The organism is Streptomyces subrutilus (assembly GCF_008704535.1).
GTDB lineage: Bacteria > Actinomycetota > Actinomycetes > Streptomycetales > Streptomycetaceae > Streptomyces > Streptomyces subrutilus.
Window position 1 is genome coordinate 14473 of record NZ_CP023701.1, and the last position, 20546, is coordinate 35018.

The 20546-nt window shown below is 69.9% G+C and carries 15 protein-coding genes and 2 pseudogenes; 6 read left to right on the forward strand and 11 right to left on the reverse strand.

The genetic code is table 11. From position 1 onward, the window contains the following. Positions 1–8: 8 nt before the first annotated feature. Positions 9–746 carry an SCO6745 family protein gene (locus CP968_RS00065; RefSeq protein WP_150516030.1) on the reverse strand — a complete coding sequence of 246 codons (738 nt, stop codon included), beginning with the start codon at positions 744–746 and terminating at the stop codon, positions 9–11. Between the two features lie 79 nt (positions 747–825). Between CP968_RS00065 and CP968_RS00070 the strand changes: the two genes are divergently transcribed. Continuing rightward, the gene (locus CP968_RS00070) at positions 826–1752 is read left to right on the forward strand and encodes a LysR family transcriptional regulator (RefSeq protein WP_150516031.1); all 927 of its coding nucleotides are present in this window, start codon (positions 826–828) and stop codon (positions 1750–1752) included. 155 nt (positions 1753–1907) lie between these two features. On the opposite strand, the gene CP968_RS00075 is transcribed toward CP968_RS00070, so the two are convergent. The 5 genes from CP968_RS00075 to CP968_RS00090 form a co-directional block, all read right to left on the reverse strand. Next, positions 1908–2519 carry a DnaB-like helicase C-terminal domain-containing protein gene (locus CP968_RS00075; protein WP_167536724.1) on the reverse strand — a complete coding sequence of 204 codons (612 nt, stop codon included), beginning with the start codon at positions 2517–2519 and terminating at the stop codon, positions 1908–1910. An 82-nt stretch (positions 2520–2601) separates the two neighbouring features. After that, the gene (locus tag CP968_RS33910; protein ID WP_167536725.1) at positions 2602–3396 is read right to left on the reverse strand and encodes a hypothetical protein; all 795 of its coding nucleotides are present in this window, start codon (positions 3394–3396) and stop codon (positions 2602–2604) included. A 559-nt stretch (positions 3397–3955) separates the two neighbouring features. Continuing rightward, positions 3956–4798, reverse strand: a complete 843-nt coding sequence (locus tag CP968_RS00080; protein ID WP_150516033.1) for a nucleotidyltransferase domain-containing protein — start codon at positions 4796–4798, stop codon at positions 3956–3958. A 1316-nt stretch (positions 4799–6114) separates the two neighbouring features. Further along, positions 6115–8364 carry an ABC transporter permease gene (locus tag CP968_RS00085; protein WP_229886939.1) on the reverse strand — a complete coding sequence of 750 codons (2250 nt, stop codon included), beginning with the start codon at positions 8362–8364 and terminating at the stop codon, positions 6115–6117. A gap of 56 nt (positions 8365–8420) precedes the next feature. Beyond that, positions 8421–9131 carry an ABC transporter ATP-binding protein gene (locus CP968_RS00090; RefSeq protein WP_150516035.1) on the reverse strand — a complete coding sequence of 237 codons (711 nt, stop codon included), beginning with the start codon at positions 9129–9131 and terminating at the stop codon, positions 8421–8423. A 137-nt stretch (positions 9132–9268) separates the two neighbouring features. Between CP968_RS00090 and CP968_RS00095 the strand changes: the two genes are divergently transcribed. Beyond that, positions 9269–10108: a sensor histidine kinase gene (locus CP968_RS00095; RefSeq protein WP_229886940.1), complete on the forward strand. Its 840-nt coding sequence runs from the start codon at positions 9269–9271 to the stop codon at positions 10106–10108. 32 nt (positions 10109–10140) lie between these two features. Next, the gene (locus tag CP968_RS00100) at positions 10141–10869 is read left to right on the forward strand and encodes a response regulator (RefSeq protein WP_150516036.1); all 729 of its coding nucleotides are present in this window, start codon (positions 10141–10143) and stop codon (positions 10867–10869) included. Between the two features lie 49 nt (positions 10870–10918). Here the strand turns inward: CP968_RS00100 and CP968_RS34470 are convergent. Then, positions 10919–11035, reverse strand: a pseudogene (locus CP968_RS34470) (MerR family transcriptional regulator); the annotation flags it as partial. Between the two features lie 94 nt (positions 11036–11129). Further along, positions 11130–11735 (reverse strand): annotated as a pseudogene (locus CP968_RS34475) (HAD-IC family P-type ATPase); the annotation flags it as partial. 291 nt (positions 11736–12026) lie between these two features. Between CP968_RS34475 and CP968_RS00115 the strand changes: the two are divergent. Both CP968_RS00115 and CP968_RS00120 read left to right on the forward strand, forming a co-directional pair. Next, positions 12027–12641, forward strand: coding sequence for a YidB family protein (locus CP968_RS00115; RefSeq protein WP_150516037.1), 615 nt, complete (start codon positions 12027–12029; stop codon positions 12639–12641). Positions 12642–12679: 38 nt separating this feature from the next. Then, positions 12680–13606, forward strand: a complete 927-nt coding sequence (locus tag CP968_RS00120) for a flagellin N-terminal helical domain-containing protein (protein WP_150516038.1) — start codon at positions 12680–12682, stop codon at positions 13604–13606. Between the two features lie 492 nt (positions 13607–14098). On the opposite strand, the gene CP968_RS00125 is transcribed toward CP968_RS00120, so the two are convergent. Next, positions 14099–15309, reverse strand: a protein-coding gene (locus CP968_RS00125) for an IS3 family transposase (RefSeq protein WP_373304142.1) whose coding sequence is annotated in 2 segments (ribosomal slippage) — positions 14099–15018 and positions 15018–15309 — 1212 coding nt in all. Because the reading frame shifts where the segments join, the coding sequence is not laid out codon by codon here. Positions 15310–15517: 208 nt separating this feature from the next. On the opposite strand from CP968_RS00125, the gene CP968_RS35245 reads away from it, so the two are divergent. Further along, entirely contained in the window at positions 15518–15640 is a 123-nt protein-coding gene (locus CP968_RS35245; RefSeq protein ID WP_268253315.1) for a hypothetical protein, read from the forward strand. Positions 15641–15809: 169 nt separating this feature from the next. On the opposite strand, the gene CP968_RS00130 is transcribed toward CP968_RS35245, so the two are convergent. After that, complete coding sequence (locus CP968_RS00130; RefSeq protein WP_167536727.1) at positions 15810–16223, reverse strand: barstar family protein; 414 nt, start codon at positions 16221–16223, stop codon at positions 15810–15812. Between the two features lie 30 nt (positions 16224–16253). After that, positions 16254–20084, reverse strand: coding sequence for a polymorphic toxin-type HINT domain-containing protein (locus CP968_RS00135; protein ID WP_229886941.1), 3831 nt, complete (start codon positions 20082–20084; stop codon positions 16254–16256). Positions 20085–20546 lie beyond the last annotated feature (462 nt).

Here is a 20546-nt window from a genome sequence, read left to right on the forward strand (position 1 = left end):
GCGTACGGTTATGAGGGGCGGGCACTGGTCAGCGCGTCGACCAGCCGGGCGAACTCGGCACGCTGCCGGGCGGTCAGCGTGGAGTAGAGCGGCGCCTGCAGCTCGTCCGTGAGCCGCTCGGCGCCCTGCCATCGGGTAATCAGGGCCGCGGCGGCCGGACCCGGCTCGCGCCAGCCGTAGTGGGTCGCCTGCTCGACGCCGAGGTCGACGACCATTGCCTCCCGGGCGCTCAGCCCGGACAGGCGTACCGCGGCGAGATGGCAGGCGCCGCGGTGTTCCCGCAGGACGTGGATACGCTGCATCGCCGTTCCGGCCGGATCGTCGCCGGGCACGGGCTGGGCGCGCCAGCCGGCGAACAGGGGCAGCGCGCCGGCGTCGGCGGCGTCGATCAGCCGCTGCGCCAGGCAGTTGAAGTGCTCCACGTCGGCGTCGGCGGGAATATGGGCGCGCCCCCACGTCCGGACGGCCTCTGCGTAGCAGGCGGCGGCCTCCTCCGCCGGCATAACGGGCCGGCCGTCCCGCCAGCCGGTGGCGACGAGATCAGGGCCGAGGAACCCCTGCACCGCCTGGACCACCGGGGCCGGCGCCTCGCCGAGCACCCCGAACCGGCCGCGGCAGTAGAAGCCGCGCCCCGGGGGGAAGCCAGCGCGCAGGCCGATGGCGGCGGTCGCGTCGTCGGACATGAACTCGTCACCGAATTCGTGGACCGGCCGGGCCACGGCGGCGATGCAGTCGAGGATCTCCATGCGCAGAAGGTCGCTCACCCCAACCCAGCAGGTCAAGGGGATCATTTCTGATGGAACCCTTTAGGTAATCTATCGAGTCATGCTGGATATCCGCCGTCTGTACATGCTCAGGGCCGTCGCTGCCCGTGGCTCCATCACCGGGGCCGCCCAGTCCCTGGCGCTGTCCGCCGGTGCCGTGTCCCAGCAACTCGCCGCACTGAGACACGACGTCGGGGTTGATCTGCTGCGTCCCGACGGGCGAACCGTCGCGCTCACGGAGGCGGGCCGCGTCCTCCTCGAACACGCCGACCGGATCCTCGCCGCCATGGAGGAAGCCGAATGCGCCGTCGCGGCGGTCAAGGGTACGGTCGGCACCACCGCCACGCTCGCCGCGCTGCCGTCGACCGTCGCCGGAATCGTGGCCCCCGCGCTCATCACGCTGGGCGCGGACCATCCGCGGCTCGCCGTGACCTGTCTCGTCACCGACCAGGCACGACTGCGCGAACTCACACTCGGCACCGTCGACGTGGTGCTGGGGCAGCACTACCACCACCTGCCGGAGACCACGCCCAAGAGCATCGCGGTCTCGCGGCTGCTCGACGACCCACTGCTCGTCGTCACCGCCGCCGACGGAGCCGTCAGCGGATCCGACGGACGGCCCGTCGGCCTGCGTGAACTGGCCACGCACCACCTCGTCGTGCCGCCGCCGACCACGGACTGCGGACAGGCCATCCTGCAAGCCTGCCGGCAGGCCGGCTTCACCCCCACGCCCCGCTACGTCACCGCTGACATCGCCGCCCAGCTCACCCTCGCCCGGTCCGGCCTCGCCACCGCGCTCGTCCCCCGGACGGCCATCGACCCGGCCACGCCAGGAATCCGCGCGGCCCCCATCGACGACCACCCGATCCAGCGCCTCCTGTTCGCCGCGACCCGCCACACCGAAACGACCAACCCGACGACCGCAGCCGTCATCGCGGCGCTCCGCAAAGCAGCGCGGCAGGACCGCACCGCGCACCTCCCGTCCTGAAAGCAGGACTGGATGCAACGGGCGAACAGGGCCGGGACGCCCGCCTATCGCGTCCTTGGCGGCCGCCCTGATGACCACGGCTCCGGCGCGGCAACCGCGACGGTGCCAGCCTCGCGCAGAGTCACCCAACAGGCGAGGCACTCGCCCCGCGAATCTCAGATGGATGGCACACGTGCCAAAGCGGTGCCACTGCGGCTGAGACTGTGCCGCGAATCTTGAGAAGCTACACGGGTCGTGCTCAGGTCTCGCCCATCTCCACGAACCGCGAGGAGTGGAGCTGCGCGGCGACGGTCACGATGGCGGTGGGCCCGAACCGGTTCTTCTCGATCGCGAGGTCGACCTCGCCGGCTCGGGGCGATTTCCTTCTCGCCCGCGTCCGGCCGCTCGGCCTTGATCACGATGGAGGCGTCGTTCTTGATCGCCCGGGACTCGCGCATGATGGCGTCGTCGTTGAGCTGCGACAGGGCGATGACGTGGCAGCCGAGCTGGACCGACAGGTTCTTCAGGCCCCGGGACACCGACGCGACGGCCTGCTCCCGGGTGATGCTGCGGGACTGCTCGACCTCCACGAGCTGGAGGCAGTCCACGACCAGGAGGGCGAGGCCGCCGTCGCGGGCGCAGGCCCGCGCCACCGCGGCGATGTCACCCAGGCCCGCGCCGTCGGGCCGGGAGACCCGCAGCGGCAGCGACCGGAACAGTGCCGTGCCCAGGCGCCTGACGGTCTCCCAGGCCCCCGGCCGGGCCGGGCCGGGCACGACGGACAGCACACGGGCAGGCGAGGGTGGGCCGGTCGGAGGGGCCCACGCGGCGAAGGTGAGGCGGGGGGCCGTGGATGGTCCCCGGGGTGCGTCAGGTGCGCTTCTCCGACGCGGTTCGGAACTGCAGGGCGATCGAGGCGGCTTCGGAGAGGTTCTTCTCGTCCGCCAGCGCGACCTGTCCCGATGTGGCGGCGTCGGCCCATGCGCACACGATCCGGTCTCCGGCGGACGGCAGGAAGCCACAGCTCAACCGGCCGCCCCAGGGTCCGGCTTCGAAGTCGGTCACCTCGGTCGCACGCGCCCCGGCGAAGAGGCTGTTCAGTTCTTGGGTGATCGTGTTGGAGCGCTTCGACTCGGCCAGCCGAGCATCCCACTCGACGGCGTTGATCTGGAGTACGACGTCCACCGGACCTCCGGCGGGACCGTCGTAGTACCAGCGCTTGCCCGAGGTGCCCTTCCCGGCGGTCAGTTCGTCGTAGTTCGCGGCCGCCTCGCCGGTGAGCAATCGATACGCGCCGACCTCCGGCGCCGGGCCGATGGCCCGCTGGGGCTGCGGGGTTCCCGCTGCCTCGGCGGGGGTCTGGACCGTGGAGTCCTGAACGCCGGAGACGACCTCCGCGGCAGACGGCTCCCCCTGAAAGGTGAAAGCCCGCACCAGACCGGCGGCGGCGAAGACCAGCAGGAGGGCACGGACGACGTTGCCCCGGCGCAGGGCCACCGCGCTGGCCCGCTCGGCATCCATGGCCCCGGTCGGCACCGGTCCGCGGCGCCAGGCCCGGGTGGCGAACCAGAGGACGGCCATGACCGTGCCGGTCGCGAGGAGCGCGCCCAGCGTCTGGCCGGTGGCGAAACCCTCGGAGGTGGGGTCTAGGGACAACGTGATCATCCCGGAATCGTAGGCGGGCTCGCATGCGCGTTCGCATCCGGACGGGGTCACGATCACGCATCACATGAGCCCCGCCCCGCCGAAAGCGCCGACCTGTGATTCCCGCCTGGCGGGGAGCCCGGACAAGACCAACCTCGGGCGACGCCCCACGGCCCTGGCACGACCTGGGGCTACCGGAGCAAGGCAGCGGCCGGGCAAGCGGGCACGGCCCGAACGGAACCGGCCGGCGGTCGCGGTCCGGGCGGCCGCAGCACCACCCGGCCCGGGCGACAGCGGACCGCGGGGGCCGGCAAGCGGCGCGTGGGCGGCCGGGCCGGGTGGGGCGGCCCGGGGCCGGCCGGACGGCGGCCGCGGCCAGAGCAGGCGGGCGGACACAGCCCGGCGGCAGCAGCAAGACCCGGCCCGAGCACGACCCGGACGCTGCCCGGCGTGCGGGCACGGGGACCGGGAGCCGACTCGGCAGCAGCACAGCCTGGACACGGCCCGGGCGGGCCGCACCTCAACCCGAACCACCGGGCAGCACGAGCCGACCCGGCACTTCAGGACTCGACCATCGCCCTCATCGCGCATTCCCGGCGCCGAGGTGCTGGTCACCGGTGAACCTGCACACCTCGGCGACCAGCCGGTCAGCGTCGTCAAGCGCGGCCGCGAGCGTCTCCGGAGTGGTGCCGAGCGCGGAGAACACCCCGTGAGCCCGTCCCACGAAGTCCGCAGGGGCCGCAGGGAGTTCTCCCGCGGCCTGCACGGCGCCCTTCTCGTTGAGCACCCAGCACCTGGCATGGGCGTGGAGCGCATGCACGAGAAGTCCGACCGCGCGGAAGAGGCAACCGCCGACATAGAAGGCGTCACCGCGCGCCGCTCCCTTGCGAGCGCCGGCCAGGATGAACGGTGCCTCCCATTGCGCGTTGCCGACGAGGGCTTCGCGCAGAGGCTCCGGATAGAGACGCGTCTGCTCCTGCAGGGCCTGAAGCTCGCCGCCGAGGTCGGCGAGGACCCGGCCCACGGCAACCTCACCGGCATAGGCGTGGGAGTACACCCCCAGAGGATGGCCGGGCTGGGCGCCGACCTCGAACTGCCCGGCCTGGCACTGTCGCCAGACGCGGTGCACCCGGTCCATGTCGCGGTAGATCCAGTCGACGCGATGGCCGTCGATGCTCAGCCAGCCACCACCGTCCACCCACGGTCCCCAGCCACCCGGCTCAGTGACCTCCACCGGCCCACCGGTCAGCTCGGCCGCCAGCAGACGCAGAGCAGCGGTATCCAACGGTGGCCGGTAGTACAAGCCCAGGTCGTAGTCGGAATCGGGGTGGTGCATACCCCTCGCCCGACTACCTCCCAGACAGACACCGACGACACCGCTGACTGCTGCCAGCCGATCCGCGATCTCCACCAAACGATCCATGGGCCCCAGTCTGCCGACGCGGATCACCGGCCACGACCGAAATACCCGGCCCCCCACTCCGTGTATTCACCCTTGGGGGCGAGGTACAGAGAAGCACCACCGGACCCCAACACAGCCCGGGCAGACCGCGCGAGCAGGCAACGCAGCCACACTCGGCGCCCCACCGGGAGGCGGCAGCGCGGGCGGCGGCCGGGCAACCCAGAGGGGCGCCACCACAGCAACAGCCCGGGCGGGCGGGCGGCGGGCGGGACCGCAGCAGCCGACTGTCGTGCGACAGCCGGGGGCGAGTGGCACCATCGGCTGTGCGTGGATGGCCGTGCGGCCCGGCTCGGCAGCCGGGGTCGGACGCGGCGGCCGGGCGGCACAGCGGGCCGAACTCCCGGCAGTACAAGTGGCCGTAGCACCACCTGGCCCGAGCGCAGCCAGGGCGGGTAGGACAACGCCTGGCCCGGCACCGTCTGGAAAGCGGTGCCACGGGCAGCAGCGCGGGCCCGGGCAGCCGTGGGTGGGGCGCGGGGTCGCAGCCACACGGGCAACGGCGGCCCGCAGGGGCGCGGACGGGGCCGAGCCGGCGGGCCCGGGCGGACAAGCCGGCTCGGCCGGGGGGCGGCCCGGCAGCACCCCCACCTGACCTGGGAGGGGGGGAAGGCACGGGCCGCCGACGCGGGCGGGGCCGACGGGCGGGCGGCGGCGGTGCCGGGCCGGGGCCAGAGCGGCCGGAGCACCATCTGGCCCGAGCGGGCAGCCGGGGCGGGCGAGCCGGACAAGGGCCCCGGCCCGGCACCGCCGGAGCGCGGCACCACCGAACAACAGCCCGGGCAACGGGCGGCCGGGCAGCGGCCACCCGGGCAGCAACCGGACAACGCCGGCCACCGACGGGCGGGATGCAGGCGGCGGGCGCCCCACCGGGCTGCGGCCCCCACCGGGCTGCGGGGGCCGCAGCCACACAAGCGCCCGACAGCGCGGGCACCGGGCCACACCCGCACGCGCCATACCGACACGGGCGCCCCGACGCCAACCCCGCCCGGACACGAAGTGGGAAGGTACGGAGCCGGCACGTGGCGCCGGCCGCCGTACGCGGCGGGGACACTCGGCCGCGATCGCCGACGCCGACCACAGGCAGGGGCCCACGTCCGGGGGGCGGGACCCGTCCGGTGGTGACCGCCCACCGCCATGCCTCCACCGACACCCCGAGCTGCGCCGCCACCGCGAACTCGACCAACTCCGCCGCCACTTCACGCCTCACCACGAAACGCATTACGGTCGTACATGCGGCTCGATCGTCGAACCGTGCCGGAAAGCGCCCCACGGGCGCTTCACTCCGTGTGCAGCACCGTGGCGATGGTGGTGCGGGCCGCCGTCCGGGCGGGAACGAGGGCGCCGAGGACGGCGATCGTCACGCCTGCCACGAGCATGGCGGCCAGTTGCGGTGCGTGCCACACGTCCTTCATGTACGCGGGGAAGTCGATCACCCCGACGTGGTCCACGACGAAACGGTGGGCCGCGATGCCGAGGGGGATGCCGAGCAGTGCGCCGACCGCGCCGAGTCCGGCGACCGAGGTCACGGTCATGACCATCACCTGGCGGGGGGTCATGCCGATGGACTTGAGCATGCCCAGGTCTCGGCGGCGCTCGCGGACGTTGAGGAGGACGGTGTTGAAGACGCCGAGCGAGGCGACGAGGGTGAGCAGTGCGGTGAAGACGGTGGAGAAGGTGATGATGGTGGCGGTGCCGGCATTGCCCGGGTCCAGGACGGAGGCGTGCACGGCCGGGTCGAGTGCCCCTGCGGCCTCGGTGTAGGCCCGGGCATCGGCGCCGGGGGCGAGTCGTACGGTGTATTCGGTCGCGCGGGTGTCCGGTGCGAGTTGGGTCAGGGTCTCCCAGGTGGCTTCCAGTGCGCGGGCGTTGCCTTCGATGACTTGGCCGACGACGGTCGCGGTGATCTTCTTTCCGTTCAGTTCCAGGGTCGTCCGGTCGCCGATTCTCAGGCCGCGTTGGGTGAGGAAGGCGGGTCCGGCCACGATCTCGCCCGCGGCCTGGGGGGCACGTCCCTTGACGATGGTGCGCTCGTACGGGGAGTCGTCACCGCGGTAGAAGTCGGCGAAGACGGGCTGGTTCTGGCCGGTCATGTGCGCCTGGGACAGGGCGCGGGCCCGTACGCCCTTCGCGCCGGGCAGGGCCCGCAGCCGTTCCTCGACCTGCGCGTCGCTGAGACGGGGTGGTGTCGGGTTGTCGCCCGATCGTGTGGTCGTCACCTGGATGCGGGCACCGCCGTCCTCCTTGCCCAGGTTGCCGTAGGCGGCCAGGGTGCTGGTGAGTCCGGTCGTCAGGGTCACCGTGGTGACTCCGAGGACGATGGCGGCCAGGGTCAGCAGGGTACGGGCGGGGCGCGCGAAGGGCTGGCCCAGGCCCAGGCTGACGGAGCGCGGCAGGCGGGTGGCGCCGAGCGTCCGTTGGACGCGCAGCCCGCGCCCGGTCCTCGGTGTGCCGCCGGCGCTGATGGCCAGGGCGGCGGGCAGCCGGTGGGCCCGCAGGGCGGGTACCAGGGCGGCGAGCAGGACGAGGGCGGGCATGCCCACCAGGCAGGCCGCGGACGCCCACGGGCTGATGTCGCCGACCCTGGCCCGGCCCACGTCGATGCCGGTGAAGGCGAGCTTCATGATCGGGCGGGCCAGCGCGTTGCCGGCCAGCGTGCCCAGGACGCATCCCGCCGCGGCCGGTACGGAGATCATGGTCAGGTAGACGGTGACGACCTGGTTGGGGGTGAAGCCGAGGGCCTTGAGGACGCCGATGTGCCGGTAGCCGGAGACGACCGCCCCACTGACCACGTTGCCGACGATCAGGGCGGAGACCAGCAGGCCGAGGATGCCGAAGAGGGTCATGAAGGGGAGGTAGGAGTCGGCCATGGCGGAGAACGCCTGCTTGAGGGTCAGGTAGGTCTGCGCGCCGGTGAGTGCCTCCTCGGGCAGGCCGGCGGTGGCCCGGTCCAGCGAGCTGCTCAGCTGGGATTCGGTCGAGGAGCGCGTGAAGCGGTAGAGCATCTGGGCGGAGGTGGGGTGCAGCGCGGTCATCTGCGCGGGTGAGACCCAGGCGCTCGCCGATTTGCTCATGCTGGTGGCGAAGCCGACGACGGTCAATGTCGTGCCGCCGGGTGCGTTCAGTTTCGTGCCGAGGTACTCGGTGCCGGGGGAACCCTGGACGGGCCAGTTGACGACGATCTCGCCGGGGGCCGTGGCCCAGCGGCCCTCCAGCAGGTCGATCCGGTCCACGGGGCCCGCCGGGTCGGCCCGGCCCACGACGCTGAGGGTGCCGCCTGCCATCCACAGCCAGTCCTTGGGGATGTCGACGACGGCTTGGCCGAACGGGCCGGCGGTGGCTTCCACGCCGGGCTGCAGTGCGGTCCGTGCCAGTTCTTCCGGGGAGACCTTCGTGGTGTCGAAGGTCGCCGCGACGTGCGCGCCGCGCTGTTCGGCGTAGGCCTTGTCGAAGGGGCTGGAGGTGGCGGTCAGGAGGGCCAGTGCGAGCAGGACGGTCGTGGTGGAGCAGAGCACCACGAGTCCGATCACGAAGGTCTGTACCCGACGGCGCTTGACCGCCGCGCGTGAGGCTCTCCACACGGCCCTCATGCGGATGCCTCCAGGGCGCTCTCGCGGGCGACCCGGCCGTCGGCGACTTCCACGAGCCGGCTCGCGCAGCGGGTGGCCAGCTGCGGGTCGTGGGTGACGATCAGGAGGGTCTGGCCGATCTGGTTGAGGTCGATCAGGAGGTCCATGACCTGTTCGCCCGACCGGCTGTCCAGGGCGCCGGTCGGCTCGTCCGCGAGGAGCAGGGCCGGTCGGTTCATCAACGCCCTTGCCACGGCGACGCGTTGGCGTTCACCGCCGCTCAGGGTCACCGGGTAGTTGTTGCGGCGTTTGGCGACGCCCAGTTCGTCCAGGAGCTCCAGGGCGCGGCGGCGCGCCTGCCGGGCCGGAGTGCCGGTCAGCTGGGCGGCCAAGGCCACGTTGTCCAGGACGGGCAGGTCGTCGATGAGGTTGAAGAACTGGAAGACCATGCCGACGTGGTGCCGTCGGAACAGCGCCAGGCCCGTCTCGTTGAGCTTCCCGAGGTCGCGGCCCTGTACCTCGACCGTGCCCGATGTCGGCCGGTCCAGGCCGGCCACCATGTTGAGCAGGGTGGACTTGCCGCAGCCGGAGGGCCCCATCACCGCGACCGCGTCGCCCGCCCGTATCTCCAGCGACAGCCCGTCCAGGGCCTTCGCGTCGCCGTACTCCTTGTGTACGGCGTCGAGCCGCACCACTGTCTGCCGGGCGTCGTCGTGATCGTTTTCCATGCCCCGAACCTAGGACGGTGCCGATCGTGGTGCATCGGCCCTCGTATGTATCCGTCCGCGCGGGTCATCCCGGGGATGTACGAGGACGCGTCCGGGGGCCGATGCGGGTCCTGCCGCACACCTGCGAGGATGATCACATGGGGGACGTCTGGACGATCACGCTGATCATGGCCCTGGTGGCGGCGGTTGGCGCCGCCGGATGGCTGTCCGTGGCCGCGGCGCGGGCGCGGCGCCGATACCGGAAGGCCATCGAGGAACGCGGCTGGCTGCTGGAACGCGAGCGAGAGAGCGCGACGCGGGCCGCGGTCGAGGCCGAACGATCCCGGATCGCCGCCGAACTCCACGACATCGTCAGTCACAACGTGAGTGTCATGGTGGTCCAGGCCGGGGCCGCGCGCGAGGTGCTCACCACCCTTCCCGAAGAGGCGGCCGCGGCGATGAGCGCCGTGGAGAACGCCGGACGCAACACCATGACCGAGCTGCGGCACCTGCTCGGTCTCCTCGCCCCCGCGCAGGACGGCGAGGACGAACCGTACGACGTGGACCTGTCGCCGCAGCCCAGCCTGAGCGGGCTCACCCCGCTCATCGACAAGATCGCGTTCGCCGGTCTCCCCGTCGAGATGCGGATCTCCGGCGAACCGCGCCCGCTGCCGACCGGGATCGACGTCACCGCCTACCGGATCATCCAGGAGGCCCTGACCAACGCGCTCAAACACGGCGAGGGGTCGAAGGCCGAAGTGACGGTGCGCTACGCCGACAACTCCCTGCGCGTCGAGGTGCTCAACAGCGGACCGAGCGTCCTGTCGGGCACGGCTCCGGCCACGACGGGGCCGGTTCGGGAGCGGGCGGACGGAACGGGGCGGGGACTGGTCGGTCTGCGTGAGCGGGTCGCCGTCTACGGTGGCGACCTCGACGCCCGCCGTCGCCTCGGCGGCGGCTATCGCGTCCGCGCCCGCATCCCCCTGGACCAGCCATGACAGCCCGAGCACCCGCGACCACAGGACCGCCCATGACCACGCCCACCGGACCGGTCCCGCGCGTCGTGATCGCCGACGACCAGGAACTGCTGCGCACCGGTTTCCGTATGATCCTCACCGCCCGCGGCATCGACGTCGTGGGCGAAGCGGGCGACGGGGCCCGGGCCGTGGCCGCGGTACGGGAACTGCGGCCCGACGTCGTGCTGATGGACATCCGCATGCCCGTGATGGACGGCCTGGAGGCGACCCGGCGCATCCTGGCCGACGCCCCGGACTGCCGGGTCATCATGCTGACCACCTTCGACCTCGACAGGTACGTGTACGCCGCCCTCGCCGCCGGAGCCAGCGGCTTCCTCCTCAAGGACGTCACCCCCGCGCACCTGGCCGCCGCGGTACGCCTGGTCGACACCGGCGACGCCCTCCTCGCCCCCACGATCACCCGCCGCCTCGTGGAACGCTTCGCGTCCGACGTCCGGGCACCGGCTGAGGGCGCGGGCCGGGGCCCCGCGGCGCCGGCCGTCCACCGGGACCTGACGGCGCTGACGCCTCGCGAGCGGGAGGTCCTGACGCTGATGGGCCGTGGCCTTTCCAACTCCGAGCTGGCCGGGCGGCTGACCGTCAGCGAGGCCACCGTGAAGACCCACGTCGCCCGGATCTTCGCCAAGCTGACCCTGCGCGACCGCGCCCAGGCCGTCGTCCTCGCCTACGAGACGGGGCTCGTCGCACCGGGCGACACCGGCAACGCACCGTACCCGGCCTGAGGGGCGGGGCTGCGGAGGGTGCGGTGTACGGCTTCAGGCCGCGGCCGTGGGCTCCGGTGGTGTGGCGGTGTTCGGCGTTGATGCGTTGAGCTTCTTCGAGTTGGTCTTCGAGGGTGACGATGCGGCAGGCGGCCTCGATGAGGGCACCCTGGTAGACGGGCGGGCGCGGGCCGCGGAGGGCCGCGGTCAGGACGTCGGCAGAACACCCGGCGCCGCAACCAGACAGGCCCGGGCGGCGGGCGGGGCGCGGTGATGGTGGCGGCCGAGTCCGGGCGGGGCGGATCGGCTAGCGGCAGCACGCCGAGCAGCCGCCACCCGCCTTCGGGGTCGGTGCGGGCCACGGCCAGGGAGCGGTAGCCGAGGGCGGCGAACTCCTCGGTCACCGCGCCCACGTCCTGCGCGGCCGGATCGTTCGCGCACAGGGCCGCGATCACCTGCGGGGCGCCCTTGCTGACCTGGAACCGGTCCCCGTCGGCGGGTGCGAAGCTGGCCTGGGTGCGCTTGGCGACCGCGTCGAACGGGACGAACTGCATGACCTCGCCCGGCGGCAGCTGCCCGGCGGCGGCGAGGAAGGCCAGGTCGATCAGGTCGCGGTCCTCCGCACGGGAGGCCAGCGCCGCCGGGTCGAGCACCTGTGCCCGGTCGACTCCGGGGGCGGTCCACGGCTCGGCGACGGCGAGCCGGTTCTGGGTCAGGGTGCCGGTCTTGTCCGAGCACAGCACATCGATGCCGCCCAGTTCCTCCACCGCCGGCAGGTGGGAGACCACGGCATGCTGCCGGGCGAGATGGCGGGCGCCGACCGCCATGGTCACCGACAGCACCGCGGGCAGCGCCACCGGCACCGACAGCACCGGGTTGCCGTACACGTCGACGTCGGCTGACCTTCCGTCTGACGCGCATCCCTTGGGCGACGCTGTACGGGAGGTTGGTCGACCGGAAGCGGTGACAATGCGCCGACGATCCCGGCGCCAGCGCCAACAATTGCCGCGGTGATGACAATTCTCGTGCCTCGTGTTGCGGCCCGCCCGGTTCGGCTCGCCGAGCCGGGCGGACCACCGTACCCCTGCCTGGCCGCCATGACTGAATCACGGTCTGTTTCAGTGCGCTCGCATTCGGTAACGTTCCGCCGTCAGCAAGATCATTACTGAGGGAGTTCGATGAGCGAGACCACGGTGTCCCCTGTGCTGGGACAGCTACTGACGGCCCTGGCGGCCGCACCGGCAACGGCGGCCAAATTCAGGTCCTGGACCGGAGAAGGCTCCAACGAACCGCTGTCCGCGGAAGAAGTGGCCGCGGCCGCTCCCGCCGGCATGCTCAAGCAGCTGGCGGAGCTGGCGCAGGTGAGCGAGGCGGAAGCCGCTGCCTCTCTGGCTGTGGAGATTCCCGCTCTGCTGGACGCGATTCCGGCCGAGACCATCGAGGCGTTCCGCGCGGCTGCGAAGATCGCGGCCCTGACGCCGGAAGAGGAAGCGGCCGCCGAGCAGATCGCGGCCGAGGCCCGGACTCTTGCGGCCGCTCTGCCGCAGAGCGGTTCCTGGCTCGGCTCGGGCCCCAACGAATCCCTCACCGAGGAGCAGGTGGTCCAGGCCCTCGGCGAGGACAAGATCGCCGAAGCCGCCGCGGCGCGGGGCCAGGACAGGGCCGAGGTTATCGCGGAGCTGACGCGGACCCTGCCCGCGTTCATCGACGCGATCTCCCCGTACGCCTGGGTCGATGTCGATGTCCTGCGGTTCGTCCTGGCCCAGGACGACGTGAACGTGACGTCCGTATAGCGCTTCCCCCTTACCGACCACCGACCGGGACTGATCACATGCTGACGCTCAACACCAACATCATGTCGCTCACCACGCAGAACTACCTCAACATCACGGGTTCCACGATGGGGATCGCGGCCGAGCGGCTCGCCTCCGGCAAGCGCATCAACTCCTCGAAGGACGAAGCTGCGAGCCTGGGCATCGCCATCGCCGACCGGATGGCCACCCAGGTCAACGACTCCGGCCAGGCGTCGCGCAACGGCAACGACGCCATCTCCCTCGCGCAGACCACCGAGGGCGCACTGAAGGAGATCACCAACAACCTCCAGCGCATCCGCCTGCTGACCGTCCAGGCCGCGAACGGCATCCACGCCGTCACCGACCGCCGCGCCATCCAGCAGGAGGTCAGCCAGCGGCTCGAAGCCATCGACACGATCTCGCAGCAGACGCAGTTCAACGGAATCAAAGTGCTGGCGAAGAACACCAGCATGACCTTCCAGACCGGCACCAACGACGGCGACGTCATCGCCGTCGCGATGAAGACGGTGAACCTCCACACGCTCGCTCTGGAGGGCTACGACCTCACCAAGACAATCGCCTTCACCGATGAGGCCGACCCCACAAAGATCAACTACACCGACCCGGACGGCCACGCCGCGACGGCCGACACATTCGACGCGTCCCTGGCCGGAAGGTACCTCATCGATCCGCTCTCCCAGATCGATGCCGCGCTCGTCCATGTCACCAGCCTGCGAACGATCCTCGGCGCCGTTCAGAACCGCTTCGAGTCCAACATCCGCAGCCAGGACACCGACGTGGCCAACCTCAACGCCGCCCGCGAGCGCATCGAAGCCACCGACTACGCCCTGGAAACCGCGAACTACACCCAGGCCAGCATCCTCCAGCAGGCCGGCATCTCCGTCCTCGCCCAGGTCAACGCCCAGCCCAAGAACATTCTTCCCCTGCTCCAGCAGCTCGGCTGACCCCACCAGAACCTCAATGAGGGGGGCATCGGCTAATGCAAGCGCTGGAGGAGCCCCCAGCACTGCCGGGGTCCTTGTGCCGCGGGGCGCCTGTCAGCTCGTGCGTGCCGCCAGCTGCGACATGATGAGGTCGGTTCAGCAGTTCGGCCAACGGCCCCGCGCCGCGTTCCCGGATCCCGGAAGGGGGTCTGCCTCCCGCCGGGGAGAGCGGCGGTGTCGAGGGTGACGTCGGCGATCAGGTTGGCGATGTTGCGCTATGGGGGTGCGGGACGGCCCGCACGATCGACGGGGCCAGCGTTCTGTGGCGGGAGACGAGCGAGGAGAAGCACGAATTCAACTCTCTGAAGTAGGTGTGCTCGAGCAGCACTGAGCACCCACGCACGACCGCGGTGCGGCCTTATCGGCCCAGGGCGACAGCGGAAGGCCCCGGAGACTCCCTCAGGTTCTGGGAGTCGTTGCGACACGGGCCTTGACCCCGGATGTTGAACACGTCTATGCGGCTTGGGCCAGGGTAGTTGCTGCCGGTTGGGCATCGTTCTCGTAGGCGATCGGGGACCGCTGGCCGAGGCGGGAGTGCCGCCGGCGGGTGTTGTATCGGGTCAGCCAGCGGAAGACGTCGAGCCTGGCCTCACGTGCGCTCGACCATGCCTTCCGGCCTTTGAGCGTCTCCCTCTCGAAGGCGGCGTTGAAGCTCTCTGCAGCGGCGTTGTCCGCGCTGGAGCCGACCGCCCCCATGCCCTGCCGGACCCCTGCTGACCTGCAGATTTCAGCGAATGCCCTAATCGCATACTGCGAGCCGTGATCGGTGTGCATCACCGATCCGGCCAGGCCCCCGCGGGTCCGCTCGGCTGCCGCCAAGGCGTCGATGACGAGCTCGGTGCGCATGTGATCGGCGATCGCCCACCCCGCCAGCCGGCGTGAGCACAAGTCGATGACGGTCGCGAGACAGACCGGCTTCGCACCGCTGACCGGCAGGCGTGTGATGTCGCCGACGTACTTCGTGTTCACCGCGGCCGCGGTGAAGTCACGGCCGATCAGATCCGGTGCCTTCACAGCTGACTGGTCCGCGACGGTGGTGCGGTGCCGGCGGCGCAACCGGACTCCCTCCAGTCCGATGGTCCGCATGATCCTCGCGACGCGCTTGCGGTTGACCACCGAGCCGCCTTCGTCGCGGAGTTCGGCGGTGATCCTGGGGGCCCCGCAGGTGCCGTCGGAGTCCTGGTGGACCTTGCGTATCCGGGCAGCGAGCCCGTCCTCGACGACCTGGCGGGCAGTCCGCGCGGCCGCGGTGCGGCGCCAGTAGTGGAAGCTCGAGCAAGAGATCCCCAGCAGCGAGCACAGCCGCGTGACGCCGGAGCGCCGCTGATGATCGTCAACGAACTGGCAGCGGTTCACCAGCGCGTCTCCCCTGCGAAATACCCGGCCGCCTTGCGGAGGATGTCGCGTTCTTCCTCCAGCTCACGGATCCCCTTCCGTGCCGCGACCAACTCCGCCTGAACGCCGTCGCCGCCGGCTTGCTCAGCTACCGGCCCGGCGGAGTGAGCGCCGGGACGGCGCCCGTCGGCGGCCCGGATCCAGTCCCGCAGCGCCTCGGTGTCCGCCGCGAGACCGCCGGCGACCGACATGATCGTCGCTCCCGGCCTCGACCGGTACAACGCGACCGCGGCCGCCTTGAACTCGGCGGGACAGTGCTTCATCCCCACGGAAACTCCGTTCTCCTGGACCATCAAGATCCAAGTCTCTCCAGCGTCCAAAATCCGAGGTCAGGGCCCGGACTACGTCGAGGGTGACGGGCCGCTCTTGACGCCCCGGGCCACCCGAACCGCGTCCACGGCATGGCTGGCCAGCGGCCTATTCCGGCGGGTCGGGCTGAGGCGTATTGCGGGCGTCCCGCTGTCGACCACGTCGTGAGTGAATCCCGCCCGCTCCGGGGAGCAGTGGATCATCGACCACATCCACGAGCCCACCGCCGCAACGGTGCGCCACGGCACGTTCGTCCAGTTGCTGGCCGCCCCGGACTGGGGCTTGCCCTGAAGGAGGTTGACTGCTGGTGCCGCTGCCCGGCAGACCCATCAACCTCACCTCCACAGTCACCTCCAAAACCGCTCAAGGGGGCAGGCCAGCAACCCGAGGCCATGCATGAGAACGGCCTCCGAGGAGTCAAGTCCCGGAGGCCGTTCAGCTCCTGTCTGCTGGCAACTAGCTACTTCTCATCATTGCCTTGATCATTTCCGCACTCATCCGAAATGACAATAACGGAGACTACCTTCGGAGCGAACTCCCCGGTGATGTGCCGATTTTCCAGCTGGTCGGCCACTTCCTCCAGAATGGACAAACCTTCAGAAGGATTACCGATATCTAGAGATTCATGCTTCAGTGCATCTTCCCAGACAATTACCACCCGCGATGCTTCAATCTTAAGAAGCCCACCAAACAGAGAGTCAGAGAGCGCCTCCCAGCTGCGGGAACTATAGTTCGGCGGATCCATTGGCAGGCCCTCGCGGAAGCCTTCGAAGATCCTATCCCGATCATCTATCCCGCCTGTCAGGAGGGTTAGAATGGGAACGCCCTCTTGCGCGGCCTGAGCCCTTACCTGCTCCACCTCGCCTACAGACATCCAGGTGACACCTGAACTTATTTGCATTTCTCACCGAATTCTGACAAAGGCTGGCTTTCCTGCGTCTCCATAGTGAGTCCACGTGTAGTACGTCTCACCGGTTATTGTATTGCGTACGACGCGCAGCGGTCCTGCCGCGGGCACGGTTCCCGCGGGGGGAGCGACACGATACTCCAGGTACGGGGAGTGTTGCCCTACACCGCCAGGAAGGTCGACATCCCTGTTCTTGAACTTGGTTGCCCACTTCGTTGCGGTGGGGCCTGTCGGAACAGTACCGGCGTCGATGTGCGAAAGCGTGGCGTTGAGAGCAGATTCCTCTGCGGCGGGAAGCTGTCCGGTAATCCATGGGACCAGCGGGCAATTGACCGGGCCATTGGCGTTGTGAACCAGAACCGGTGTGCTACCGGCCAGCACGTAGTAGGTGTGCAGGTCCCTGACCGTCAGGTTGTACGCGGGCTGAAGGGTCTCCCAACGGTGCGTAGAGGTGACCCGCGCAGTTCCTCCATCTGCTGTTCTGAGGTCCTCACCATCAGCAAGGTCTGCCGCGTCCTTCCAGCTCTGATGTGTCTCGGACCAGAAGGGGTGATGCTCCGTGGCGGTCACGGACCCCTGGAAACCGTTCGACCAAATGGACAGGTCGGCGAAGACACGGTCGTCAGGCGTGAAGATCGCCGCTTCGACCTGACGAGGCCCGGTGACATGGGTGAGGGGATCAGTCGAAGTGACCTGGTCTCCTACCTGGACGTCCTCGATTGGCCGCGACGATCCGTCGCCCATGAGTACTCGCGTGCCCGCTGGGAAGCTGTTCGGACTTGGCTTGACCAGGCACTCGACAACACGGCTCGTCTTACGAGCATCCTTGACACCTTCGGCCACATCATCGATTTTTGTGATGAGTTTGAGTCGGCCCCAGGGCAGTGCGCCGGCTGCTGCCATGATGCAGTTCAGGCCGGTGGGGTTCTCGATGCAGCCCTTGATGTCGTTGGCGCCGGTGAGTTCCCAGACGATGGCGTTGAGTGTGGGGTCGATGGGGATGTTGATCATGGAGTTGCCCGGGTCTTGGGCACACGCCATGATCGGCGCCATCGTCTCGCGGGTGGGGTGGGGGACGCAGATCCGCTTGGGCTTGGCCTGCTGCTGTTGCTTTCGTGCTTCTTCGGCTTGGCGGCGGGCTTCGGCCTCCTCCTTCTCCCGCAGGACCAGGACGGCCTTCCAGGCAGTCTTGGCGTCGGCCTCTGCGGCCTCCTTGCTCTTGCCGGCCGCGATAGCCGAATCACGGGCCGCGTTCGCGGAGGTGTTGGCTTCGTCGGCGGACTGGCGGGCGTAGGAGGCGGAGAACTCGGCGTCGGCGGCCGAATCTTCGGCTGCCTGGGCGTCCTGTTCGGCGCGGTTGGCTGCGTTGCGTGCGGTGGTGGCGGACTTTGCCGCATTCGCCGCGGAGACACCAGCGGCGTCAGCGGCCTTCTTGGCGTCCTTCGCGAATCCGTCGGCGGCGTCGGCGGAGTCCTGGGCGTCCTTCGCGTACTTGTCGGCGTCGGTCGAGGCCTGCTGGGCCCTGGCGGATGCTGCTGCGGCGAGCCACCTGTTCTGCATGGCCTTGGCCGCGATCTGCTCGCCTTCGGCGAGAAGGCGTTCGATGAGGTTGATGTGGTTGGCGGCGAGGTCGTCCTTGCGCTGGGCCATGAACTGGCCCGTGGTGACGAACTCGTGCAACAGGTCAGGGGACCCGGCCAGGGCGATCTTGGCCGCGGAGTTGACCTCGGGGCCACCGGTGTTGGTCAGGGTGGCGGCGATGACCTTCTCATCGCTGACGCGCTCGCCGTACTGGGTGACGTTCAGGAACGTGGCCAGGGCCTTGGGGGTGCCGTCGGCCAGAGCCTTCTTCGCAGCCTCCTTCACCCCGGGCCCGCCCGTGCTGGTGAAGCGGGCGACGTCAACCTTCATGTCATCCAGGCCGGCCGTGTACTGACCGGTGGAGTAGAAGCCCTCGATCTGCTCCGGTGCGCCCTTCAAAACCGAGAGCGCCGCGGTGCGGACCGCCGCGTAGGGGCTCTGAGTGCTCAGGTTGACGACGCGCTCGCGGATGTCGTGGTGGGCGGCTTCCTTCCAACGGGTGCGCAGGTAGTCCAAAACATCCTGGTCGGTCCCGGCCAAGGCGCGGGCGGCGGCTTCCTTGTGCCAGGGGCCGAGGAGCTTCATGGCCTGCATGGCGAGCTGGCGGCCCTTGAGGGCGGTCGCCTTCACGTCCACGTCCGGCTTGGCGGCTTCCTGAGCCAGGGTGGCGGCGGTGGTGTTGAGGGCCAGGGCGTCGACCTGGGTGGAGGCCGAGGCCGAGATCTGCTTGTTCGACGCGTCCTTGATCGAGCGGGCGCGTTCGATGGCGGCGTCGGTGCGGGTTTTCAGGTCCTCAGCTTCGCCGTCGCGGGCGATCGCAAAGGTCTCCTTCGCCTTCGCCACCGCTGCCACTGCTGCTTCGGCTGCCAGCTTGGCGGCGTCCGCGTTCTTCTTGGCCTGCGCTGCGTAGGTGGCGGCGTTGCCTGCCTGCGTGGCGGCTTCCTCCGCGTATCCGGCGGCCTTGTTGGCGTGTGCCGCGGCGTTGTTGGCCGCGTCGCGCGCGCCGTAGGCGGCGGTCGCGGCCCGCTGCGCGAGAGCTGCGGAGCGGTCGGCGGCAGCGTCCGCGGCATTCGCGTGGCGTCGTGCTTCGGCTGCTGCCTGGCGTGCCTCGGCCGAGTGGCCGCCAGCCGCGTCCGCGTATCCGTTCGCCTCATCCGCCGCGTCAGCAGCGGCCCGCGCGTTGGTCGCAGCACCCTTGGCCGCGCTCGAGGCCAAACCGGCGGCGGCCGAGGCCTTGCCCGCCTCGTTCGCGGCCTTCGCCGACTCCGTCGCCGCCGTGGCTGCGGCACGCGCGTCAGCAGCCGACTGGCGTGCCTTGTCCGCGTCAGCCGCGTTGCCGGCAGCCGCGATCGCCGCGGTGTAGGCGTTGTTGGCCGCCCGCGCGGCAGCGGCAGCGGCCGACGCCGTCTGCGTCGCCGCCAGAGCGGCACGACGCGCCGCCCGGTTCGCCGCGTTCGCCGAACCGATCGCCTCCTGCGCAGCCGAAGCCGCCGCACGAGCAGCATCCGCCGCCTGCGCCGCCTTCACCGCGGCCCGTTGCGAGTCGTTCTTCGCCGCCTGGGTCTCCGCCGCGGCCTTCTTCGCGAGTTCCTTGGCCTTCTCCGAGGCATCGACAGCCTTCTTCGAGGCCTCATCGGCAAGCTTGGTGGCGTCCTGGGCCTGCTTGCCGGCCTCCTGCGCCTGCGCCAGCAACTCCTCGATCGTCGTGTACTCCACGTCCCGGTTCCGGGCGACGAACTGCCCGATCTCCAGGAACTCGACGATGTCTTCCGGGGTCCCCTTCAGCGCGACCTTCGCCGCCGCCTTCACATTCGGACCACCCGTACTCGTCAACCGGGCAACATCAACCCGATTATCATCCTTCCGCTCCTCGTACTGACCGGAATCGAGGAACTTTATGCGGTCCGCAGGCGTGCCTAGGAGGGCTGCCTTGCCCGCGTCGCGGACTCCAGGGCCACCTATGCCGACCATCCGAGCAATATCGACCTTGCGGTCCTCATCAAGCGGAGCTTTATAGCCCGATGCGAGGAAGTCGCGCATCTTGTCAGGCTGCGTCCAGACTTCCTTCGCAGCCTCCCGGACACCGGGCCCGCTCGTCGACATCAATCGGGCCGTGGCAACTCGGTTGTCGTCGTGCTGAATTACCTCCGCCCCATCCAGGAAATTTCGGATCGCGTCATCGCCACCAAGAAGCGCCTGCTCGGCCGCCTCCTTGATGCCAGATCCACCAGCCTCCCAAAGGATCACGATCCTGTCACGTATATCAACAGGGAGGGGTGCTGGATTTTCCGCAGCAACAGCGGAGGGCCCACCCGTCAGACCCGCTAGCAGACCAGTTGCCAACAACGCGTGCAACGCACGCCTGCGCACTCCCGAACCAAATGGCCGGGAAGATATATGCCGCCCCACGGTGCCCCCAATAAATTGAACGATCTGACCCCTCTGAGAAAAATCGCCAGTACCCGGCAACACCTGAGGGGCTGCTCCACTGCGGGCGATCAGCGAAGGCGACCGCCCTGGAGCCGAATGATCGTACAGCCAGCCAACTGCCACCCCCCGTCAGGGGCTCTCCGTTTACGGATGCACTTCGATGTTCACCCATAAATCCGATATGCACTTTTTGCGTACATGATTCATGCCAGGATTCGCCGCTTCACCGGATAGGTGACGGGTTGCGACAGGTTCGCAAATGAGATGTTGATCACGATC

What these genes read in the sequence shown, in the direction of transcription:
- CP968_RS33910 (WP_167536725.1), bottom strand. Translation starts at nt 3,396, where the DNA reads ATGATCACGTTGTCCCTAGACCCCACCTCCGAGGGTTTCGCCACCGGC.
- CP968_RS00120 (WP_150516038.1), top strand. Translation starts at nt 12,680, where the DNA reads ATGCTGACGCTCAACACCAACATCATGTCGCTCACCACGCAGAACTAC.
- CP968_RS00095 (WP_229886940.1), top strand. Translation starts at nt 9,269, where the DNA reads ATGGGGGACGTCTGGACGATCACGCTGATCATGGCCCTGGTGGCGGCG.
- CP968_RS00100 (WP_150516036.1), top strand. Translation starts at nt 10,141, where the DNA reads ATGACCACGCCCACCGGACCGGTCCCGCGCGTCGTGATCGCCGACGAC.
- CP968_RS00065 (WP_150516030.1), bottom strand. Translation starts at nt 746, where the DNA reads ATGGAGATCCTCGACTGCATCGCCGCCGTGGCCCGGCCGGTCCACGAA.
- CP968_RS00070 (WP_150516031.1), top strand. Translation starts at nt 826, where the DNA reads ATGCTGGATATCCGCCGTCTGTACATGCTCAGGGCCGTCGCTGCCCGT.
- CP968_RS00080 (WP_150516033.1), bottom strand. Translation starts at nt 4,798, where the DNA reads ATGGATCGTTTGGTGGAGATCGCGGATCGGCTGGCAGCAGTCAGCGGT.
- CP968_RS00115 (WP_150516037.1), top strand. Translation starts at nt 12,027, where the DNA reads ATGAGCGAGACCACGGTGTCCCCTGTGCTGGGACAGCTACTGACGGCC.
- CP968_RS00090 (WP_150516035.1), bottom strand. Translation starts at nt 9,131, where the DNA reads ATGGAAAACGATCACGACGACGCCCGGCAGACAGTGGTGCGGCTCGAC.
- CP968_RS00130 (WP_167536727.1), bottom strand. Translation starts at nt 16,223, where the DNA reads ATGTCTGTAGGCGAGGTGGAGCAGGTAAGGGCTCAGGCCGCGCAAGAG.